At 67.9% G+C, this 8,392-nt stretch carries 7 protein-coding genes and 1 tRNA gene; all 8 read left to right on the forward strand.

All coding sequences use genetic code 11. From position 1 onward, the window contains the following. The first annotated feature begins 27 nt into the window (after window positions 1–27). A tRNA-Lys gene (locus ACIPXZ_RS07530) sits at window positions 28–100 on the forward strand. Window positions 101–238: 138 nt separating this feature from the next. Then, the gene (locus ACIPXZ_RS07535; protein WP_400591852.1) at window positions 239–973 is read left to right on the forward strand and encodes a DUF5808 domain-containing protein; all 735 of its coding nucleotides are present in this window, start codon (window positions 239–241) and stop codon (window positions 971–973) included. 153 nt (window positions 974–1,126) lie between these two features. Next, window positions 1,127–2,761 (forward strand): amidohydrolase, encoded by a 1,635-nt coding sequence (locus ACIPXZ_RS07540; RefSeq protein ID WP_400591853.1) that lies wholly within the window; start codon window positions 1,127–1,129, stop codon window positions 2,759–2,761. Further along, window positions 2,758–3,819, forward strand: coding sequence for an ABC transporter permease (locus tag ACIPXZ_RS07545; RefSeq protein ID WP_400591855.1), 1,062 nt, complete (start codon window positions 2,758–2,760; stop codon window positions 3,817–3,819). The genes ACIPXZ_RS07540 and ACIPXZ_RS07545 overlap by 4 nt, the downstream gene beginning before the upstream one ends. Beyond that, entirely contained in the window at window positions 3,816–4,685 is an 870-nt protein-coding gene (locus tag ACIPXZ_RS07550) for an ABC transporter permease (protein ID WP_400591856.1), read from the forward strand. The genes ACIPXZ_RS07545 and ACIPXZ_RS07550 overlap by 4 nt, the downstream gene beginning before the upstream one ends. Continuing rightward, on the forward strand, window positions 4,682–5,719 hold the full coding sequence (locus tag ACIPXZ_RS07555) for an ABC transporter ATP-binding protein (RefSeq protein WP_400591858.1): 1,038 nt from the start codon (window positions 4,682–4,684) through the stop codon (window positions 5,717–5,719). The genes ACIPXZ_RS07550 and ACIPXZ_RS07555 overlap by 4 nt, the downstream gene beginning before the upstream one ends. Beyond that, a complete protein-coding gene (locus ACIPXZ_RS07560; RefSeq protein ID WP_400591860.1) occupies window positions 5,716–6,537 on the forward strand; it encodes an ABC transporter ATP-binding protein in 822 nt (273 codons plus the stop codon). Before ACIPXZ_RS07555 ends, ACIPXZ_RS07560 begins: the two co-directional genes overlap by 4 nt. A gap of 17 nt (window positions 6,538–6,554) precedes the next feature. Next, complete coding sequence (locus ACIPXZ_RS07565) at window positions 6,555–8,210, forward strand: ABC transporter substrate-binding protein (protein WP_400591862.1); 1,656 nt, start codon at window positions 6,555–6,557, stop codon at window positions 8,208–8,210. The last annotated feature ends 182 nt before the right edge of the window (window positions 8,211–8,392 follow it).

Raw genomic sequence — 8,392 nt, forward strand, 5'->3', positions numbered from 1 at the left:
AGTAGTGACGTCCCAGTTGGGACAGGAGGGCCTTTAGCTCAGTTGGTAGAGCAGTGGACTTTTAATCCATAGGTCGAGGGTTCGATCCCCTCAGGGCCCACCGTTGCAAGCCCCCGGAACCGTTTCTGGTTCCGGGGGCTTCGTCGTGTCGGCGCTGCTTTCCTCACGCTTCCCGGCTGCGGACAGCGCCGGACGTAGGGTGGTGCCGAGGGGCGTGCCGCCCACGGAGGGGAGCATCATGAGCGTTGACGGCAAGAGCGCTGCACACGGTCGCCGGGCCGTGCCGTTGCTGTGGTTCGGTGTCTCGATGCTGCTGATCGTGGTGACGACGGTGGTCGGGATGTCCGTCTACGGTTCCCTCCCGCAAACGGTCCCCACGCACTGGGGCGGAGACGGCGTTCCGGACAGGTTCTCGGAGAAGAGCGTGTGGAGCGTCTTCGCCCAGATCATGATCGCCGCGGGTCTCGCCGTCTTCCTCCTCGCCTTGTCTTATCTGATCCGTTCGATGCCCGTGCGGGGCGTGCCCTCGGGGGACCCGGCCTGGGATGAACGCCGGCTCCGCGTCGCCCGTGACGCGGGAACTGCCCTGCTGGGACAGCTCATGTTCTGGATCGTGGCGGTGGTGTGCTGGATCAGTATCGCCTCCTGGCTTCTGCCCGCACGCCCGTGGGCGGTCACGTTCGGAGTGATCGTGCTCCTGGTGGCGATCGCCGTCGTACTGTTCCGTTTCTATCTGCGCTGGCGCCGGCTCATCGCCCAGACGCCTGCCGGAGAGGCTTCCGCGGACGAGGCACGGCACTGGAAGGCCGGCCTGTTCTATGTCGATCCCGAGGACCCCAAGCTCATGGTCCCTCGACGGCTTGGTGTCGGCTGGACGGTGAACTTCGGGCATCCGGCAGGTGCCGCGATCGGGGTGGCGCTGCTGGTGCTTCTGCTGGGAGCGGTGGCCCTGGTGGTCTTGCGTTCACTCTGAGCCGGGCCGCACGTCTTATTGATCACCTGAGAAATTAAATCCGCGCACCTCTTGAGTAAAACATTTTACTTCCTTACGTTTTTGCCATGCCCGCCGGAGTGAGTCGCATCACATCCGGGCTGACGGCACAAGCTGAAGGAAAGCGAGAGCGCGTTGTCATCCGAACTGTATTGGAACGCCAGGTTCTTCACCGCTGACAAGCGGCGTTGGGCCGAGGCGTTGCTCGTGAACGACGGGCGCATCGTCTACACGGGTGAACTGGCCACCGCCCGACGTCTGGCGTCCGAGGGCACGTCCGAGATCGATCTCGACGGGGGCACGGTGCTCCCGGGCTTCGTTGACGGTCACGCCCACGTGGTCGGCACCGGAGAGGCGGCAACCCAGGTCGATCTCTGGGGTGCCGCAGACCTCGCCGAGATCCAGCGCCGCATCGGCGCCTGGGCAGCCGCCCATCCCGAAGCGCCCGTGATCCGGGCCCACGGCTGGAACCACGGCGCGCTCCCCGGCGGTGTCCCGGACCGTAGCCAGCTCGACGCCGTCGTGCCGGACCGCCCCGTGTACGCGCAGGCTTACGACTTCCATTCGATCTGGCTCAACAGCGCCGCCCTGGCCGCCGTCGGCATCGACGAGCACACCGTCTCGCCTCCTGGAGGCACCGTGCATCGCGACGCCGCAGGCCACGCGACCGGCTACGTCGACGAGACCGCCATGCACCGTCTCGTCTGGCCGCAGCTGGACGCCCAGGTGACCGATGAGGCGCGCGATGCCGCCCTGGCGGCCGCGCTGGCCAGCTACCGCGAGATCGGGGTCACCGCCAGCACTGAAATGGCGCTCGACGACGGCGACCTCGCCGCCATGGAGCGAGCCGAGGCCAACGGGACGCTCACCGCACGGATCGCCGCGCACTGGCGAGTGCAGCCCACCGGTGATCTGGAGGAGAACCTGGCTCAGGTGAAGCGTGTGGCCGGATTGGCTGCGGGACATTCCTCCGAATGGCTGCGGATCACCGGCATCAAGGTACTGATCGACGGGACGGTGGACGGCTGCACGGCCGCGCTTGGAGCGCCGTATGCGGACGGCAGCACCGCCACCCCCGTCTGGAGCCTGGATGAGCTCGCCCCGGTGGTCGCGGCAGCCGATGCCGCCGGACTCCAGGTGGCCATGCATGCCATCGGAGACGAGGCCATCCGGATCGCGATCGGCGCCGTCGAGCACGCCATCGCCGAGAACGGGCCGGCTGAGCGGCGGCACAGGATCGAACATCTCGAAGTGACGGATCCCGCCGACATCCAGCGCCTCGCGGCGCTCGGAATCACCGCCAGCATGCAGCCCGTTCATGCCGACCCCGCCATCCAGGGGAACTGGCGCGCCATGCTCGGGGACGAGCGGGCGGAGCGCGGCTACCCCTGGTCGGAGATGAGCGAGGCGGGAGCCCCGCTGGTCTTCGGAACCGACTCGCCCACCTCGCCGCAAGCCCCGCTGCCCAATATGTTCGTCGCGGCCACCCGGCGTTCCGCCCTGGAACCGGGCCTTGAACCGAACCTCGCGAAATACGCCGTCCCGCTCGCCGATGCCGTCGAACACGCCACCCGCGACGCGGCCTGGGCGTGCCGGGCCGAGCATGCCTACGGGCGTCTCGCGGCCGGACTGCACGCCGATTTCGTGGTGCTGGACCGGGACGTCTTCACGTCCCCCGTCGACGAACTGCTGGAAACCCGGGTGATCCGCACCGTCATCGGGGGCCGGACCGTGCACGAGGCCCCGTCCCGCGAAAAGGCGGACGCGTGAGCAGCCCGGACGCAGCGCAGGCATCCCAAGGCACAGCGCCTCAAGCAACTGCGCCTCAAGGAACCGCGCCGAAGCCCGCCGCCGGGGCAGGCTCGGGTTCCGGCTGGGCCCTGGTCCGCTTCATCGGGCAGCGCGTGATCGGCCTGCTGGCGACCCTGTTCGTCGCGAGCCTGGTGGTCTTCGGCTCCCTGTACCTGGCGCCGGGCAACCCCCTGACCTTCCTCACACATGGGCGTTCCATGGCCCCGGACGCGATCGCCCAGCTCAAGGCCCAGTACCACCTGGACGACCCGCTGTGGATGCAGTACCTGCGCTGGCTCGGCGGCGTCCTGCACGGCGACTTCGGCACCTCGATCATCTACAACCAGCCGGTCTCCTCGCTCCTTGCCAGCAGAGCCCAGTCGACCCTGCTGCTGGTGGTCATGGCGGCCGTGATCGTTCTCCTCTTCGGTCTCGCCGTGGGCGTCTTCGCCGGTCTGAAACCGGGCGTCCTGTCCCGGTCCGTCATGGCGCTCGCGACGGCGACCATGGCCGTGCCGACCTTCGTCGCCGCCGTCATCCTGATCCTCGTCTTCGCCGTGAGTCTCGGCTGGTTCCCGGTGTTCGGCGCCGGCACGCCGGGCCTGGACGCGGTCTATCACATGGTGCTGCCCGCCATCGCGCTGGCCCTGGCGTCCGTGGCATTCGTCGCCCGGCTGGCGCAGGCGGCCATCCGGCAGGAACTCGCTGCGGACCACGTCCAGACCGCCATCAGTCGCGGCCTGGCGGGCCGGTTCATCGTGCGCCGGCACGTGATCCGCAACGCGGCCATGCCCGTGCTGACCGTTGCGGGCCTGACCATCGCGGGCTTGATCGCGGGCAGCGTCGTCGTCGAGCAGGTGTTCCAGCTCGGTGGTTTCGGGCAGTTCCTGGTGGCGAGCGTGCAGCAGAAGGACTTCCCCGTTGTCCAGGCGATCTGCATGGTCTACGTCACCGCGTTCATCGTGCTGAACACGCTGATCGACCTCCTCTACTCGCTCCTAGACCCCCGTGTCTCGCTCGGAAGGACCGACTCATGAGCACCGCCGCCGCCGATGGGCGCATGATCGCCCGCACCGCACGACGGATCCGTCGGGCAGGCGCCTTCGGAATCTCCGGCTGGACGGCCGTGGGCGCCCTGGCGCTCATCGTGCTGATCACGGCCATCGGGCCCTTGCTCAGCGGTGTGGACCCCAATGCCGTCAGCCTCTCCGAGGCGTATCAGGATCCGGTGGCCGGGCATCTGCTCGGCACGGACGCCAGCGGCCGGGATCTCTTCGCACGGCTCATGATCGGCTCGCGCACCGCCCTGCTGGGGCCGTTCCTGGTCGTCCTCGTCTCCACTGTTCTCGGCACCGCCCTCGCCCTCGCCGCAGTCTGGTTCGGCGGCTGGTTCGATCAGCTCGTCGTCCGGGTCATGGACGCCGTGTTCGCCTTCCCGGGGCTCCTGCTTGCCATCCTCGCGACCGCGCTCTTCGGGGCCGGCCTGCCCGCGGCGATCGCCGCCCTCTCCATCGCCTACATCCCGTACATCGGGAGGATCGTGCGCAGCGCGGCCCTGCGGGAGCGCAATCTGCCGTACGTCGCGGCGCTGCGTGTGCAGGGTGTGCGGGGCGTGCTGATCTCGCTCAAGCACATCCTGCCGAACATCTCCGGGCTGATCGTCGCCAACGCCACGCTCGCCTTCGGTTTCGCGCTCATGGACCTGGCTGGCCTTTCCTTCATCGGCCTGGGCGTTCAGCCCCCGACGGCGGACTGGGGCGCCATGGTGGGCACCGGCATGTCCGGCATCCTCCAGGGACACCCCGACGAGGCGCTCTTCGCCAGTGCACTCATCGTCATCACGGTCGCCGCCGTCAACGTCCTCGGCGACCGCCTCACCGAACGATCGGAGGCCCTGTCGTGACCGCATCCCAGTCCGCGGCCCAGCCACTCCTGTCCGTCGACTCCCTCACCGTGAAGCTGCCCGTCGCCGGACAGCTGCGGACCGTGCTGAAGGACGTGTCCTTCGAACTGGAGGAGGGTAAGGCGCTCGGCCTGGTCGGGGAGTCCGGCTCAGGCAAGTCCATGACCGTGCGGACCATCGCCCGCCTGCTCCCACCCGGTGCCGACGTCTCCGGCAGCATCCGCTTCGCCGGAACCGAGGTGTTCGATCTGCGGGGCGAAGCCCTGCGGAAGTACCGCGCCGGGGACGTCTCCATGATCTTCCAGGACGCCCGCGCCCACACCAATCCGGTCCGCCGGATCGGCGACTTCCTGACCGAGGCGTTGCGGACCAATCAGAAGGTCCCCCGGAAGACCGCCGAGGCCCGCGCCGTCGACCTCCTCGCCGAAGTGGGCATCCACGACCCGGAGCGCCGCCTGCGCCAGTATCCGCACGAACTCAGCGGCGGGCTGTTGCAACGCGTCATGATCGCCGCTTCGGTGGCGGTGCGGCCCCGGCTCATCCTCGCCGACGAGCCCACCACCGCGCTGGACGTCACCACTCAGGCCGAGGTCATGACGATCCTCAAGCGCATGCAATCCGAATACGGCATGGCGATGCTCTTCATCACCCACGATCTGGAGCTCGCGAGCGCCGTCTGCGACGACACCGTGGTGTTCTACGCCGGCCAGCTGGTGGAACGTCAGTCCGCCGGCCGGCTGCATCACGATCCCCTGCACCCGTACACCGCGGCGCTGGCCCAGGCCCGCCCGGAGATCGGTCACCGGGCGGGGCGTCTTCCCGCCCTGCCCGGCCACCCGACGACGGCGTACGAGGCACCGGACGGCTGTGCCTTCGCACCGCGCTGCGCCTTCGCCCAGGACGCGTGCCGGGTGGAGGTGCCCCCTCTGCTGCGCATCGGTGAGCAGGGTGACAGCCGCTGTGTGCGCATGCCGGAGCTCAAGGGACGGCTCCTGCCCGCCGTCGTCGAAACCGCCGAGGAGGTCACGCCGTGAACCCCACGCCCACTACGACTCCACTGCTCGCCGTCGAGCATCTGGTCAAGCACTTCGGCAAGGGCCGCAACCAGGCCACCGCGGTGAACGACGTCGGCTTCGAACTGCACGACGGCGGCTCGCTCGGCATCGTCGGCGAGTCCGGCTCCGGGAAGACGACCACGGCCCGCATGATCATCGGTCTGGAGCAGCCCAGCGGAGGACGGATCCTCTTCCGAGGGCAGGACCGCACGCAGCCCGCCCGCACCGTCCGGGAACTGAGGGAGCGGGGCCGCAACATCCAGATCGTGTTCCAGGACCCGTACACCTCCCTGGATCGCCGTCAGAGGGTCGGCGACTGTCTCGCCGAGGTGATCGGCGTGCACTTCCGGCTGGACCGCGAGGAGACCAAGCGCCGGGTCCGTGAGCTGGGAGAGCTCGTGGGTCTGGACGATCGTCAGCTCGGTGCACTGCCGAAGGCGCTCTCCGGCGGGCAGCGCCAGCGCGTCGCGATCGCCCGGGCACTCGCGGCCGAGCCGGAGATCCTGATCCTCGATGAGGCGGTCTCAGCCCTCGACGTCTCCATCCAGGCGCAGATCCTCAACCTTCTTTCCGACATCCGTGAGGAGCGTGGTGTGAGCTACCTGTTCATCAGCCACGATCTCGCGGTCATCCGCCAGGTGTGCGACGACACGATCGTCATGCGTCATGGCGCGGTGGTCGAACAAGGCGCCACCGCTGAGGTGCTCGACCGCCCGCAACATCCCTATACCCGCCTGCTGCGCGACAGTGTGCCGCGCGAAGGCTGGAACCCCGCCATCGGCATCGCACGATCCTGAGCCAAGGAGCATCCACCATGCACATCACCACCTCGTCCGGCCTGCGCCGCAGCAGTGTCACGATGGTCGCGGCCGGCCTCATCGCCGTCTCCGTACTGTCGGGCTGCAGCAGCAAGGCCGTCCAGAGCCCGTCTTCCGACGGCGGTGCGCTGACCACGCTCACGCCGGCCGGCACCGGGGAGGTCGACAAGGTCACCTGGAACGTCTTCCAGGGTGAACCCCAGACCGTCGATCCGTACCATGCGGCCGATTACACCCCGAACATGATCAACTCCAACATGTGTGAGAGCCTGCTGCAGCAGACGCCCGATTTCCAGATCAAGCCAGGCCTCGCGTCCTCCTTCAGCAATCCGGACCCGTTGACCTGGGTTTACACGCTGCGGGACGACGTCACCTTCTGGGACGGCTCACCCATGACGGCCGACGACGTCGCGTACAGCCTCAAGCAGAACCTGACCGACAAGACCTCGTTCTACAACTACCTGTACGCGAATGTCGCCTCGGTGGCCAAGACCGGGGCTCACCAGGTGACCGTCAAGCTGTCCAAGCCCGACTATCTCTTCAACGACGAGCTGGCCAGCACGGCCGGCGTCGTCGTCGAGCAGAAGTTCCACGAACAGGCCGGCAAGAAGTTCGGCACTCCCGGCACCGGGTTGATGTGCACCGGCCCGTACAAGTTCACCAAGTGGACTCAGGGGCAGTCGATCACCGCGACGCGCTACGACGGCTACTGGAACAAGGATCTGAAGCCGAAGGTCAAGGAGATCGACTTCACCTTCCTCACCGATGACAATGCGATCACCTCGGGCCTGCTCGCAGGGCAGATCGACGGCACGTACAACGTCCCCACCTCCGGGGCCGCCCAATTGAAGAGCTCGTCCGCGGGCAAGTACTACGTCGGCGCGGCGCCGTTGGAGACCACCCTGGTGGTGGCGAACCCGAAGGGTGCGCTGGCCAACGCGGAGGTACGCAAGGCGCTTCAGCTCGCCATCGATTGGAAGGGCATCGGCGCCACCGTCTATGGCGGCCTCGGCACGCCGAGCAAGCTCCAGACGCCCCCGTCCGTGTACGGCTTCGCGAAGGACGAACTCGACAAACTCGCCGGGACCGTCACCTCGGACGGCACCGCCCAGCTCGACAAGGCCAAGGCCCTGCTGGCGAACGTCCCGGCGGAGGTGAAGAACAAGGAGATCAGCCTGGTGGTACCCGCCCAGGCCGAGACACAGCAGCTCGGCGTCTCCATCAAGGACTCCGCGGACAAGATCGGTCTGAAGTTCAAGCTGAACGTGGTGCCCGCCACCGGCTACTCGAACTATCTGTACGATCCGGCGACGCGCGGCTCCACGGATCTGCTCTACACGCAGTTCTGGCCGGGCATTCCGAACCCGCTCGACTGGCTTGCCACCACGGCCGTCACGGGCGGCACCTTCAATCAGTCCGGGTACAACGGGATCGACACGTTGTTCGCGCAGGCCCGCGGGACCAAGGACCCGGGGGAGCGTGCCAAGGTGGTGGCGCAGGCCGAGAAGAAACTCTATGACGAGATGAATCCGATGTTCCCGGGTGTCGAGCTGCACAACGACCTCTGGATGAACAACCGCATCACCGGGGCGCCGGCGTCCTTCGACTACGTCTACTACCCGTGGGCGGCACATCTGGGCGGCACCAAGTAGCACCGTCCGATGGACCCGGCCGCACTGGGGAGGGCGAGCCGCGGTGACAGGGCCCCGGAACCGTCAGGGTTCCGGGGCCCTGTCGTGGGCGGCCCGGGTCCGTCCTTCCCCTGCTGTCCGTGGGCTTACCGGTCCGTGAGTCCGCTATCGAGGCTACAGGGAAGGGCCGAGTCCGCGATACG

The organism is Arthrobacter sp. NPDC090010 (assembly GCF_044748305.1).
Lineage (GTDB): Bacteria > Actinomycetota > Actinomycetes > Actinomycetales > Micrococcaceae > Arthrobacter_E.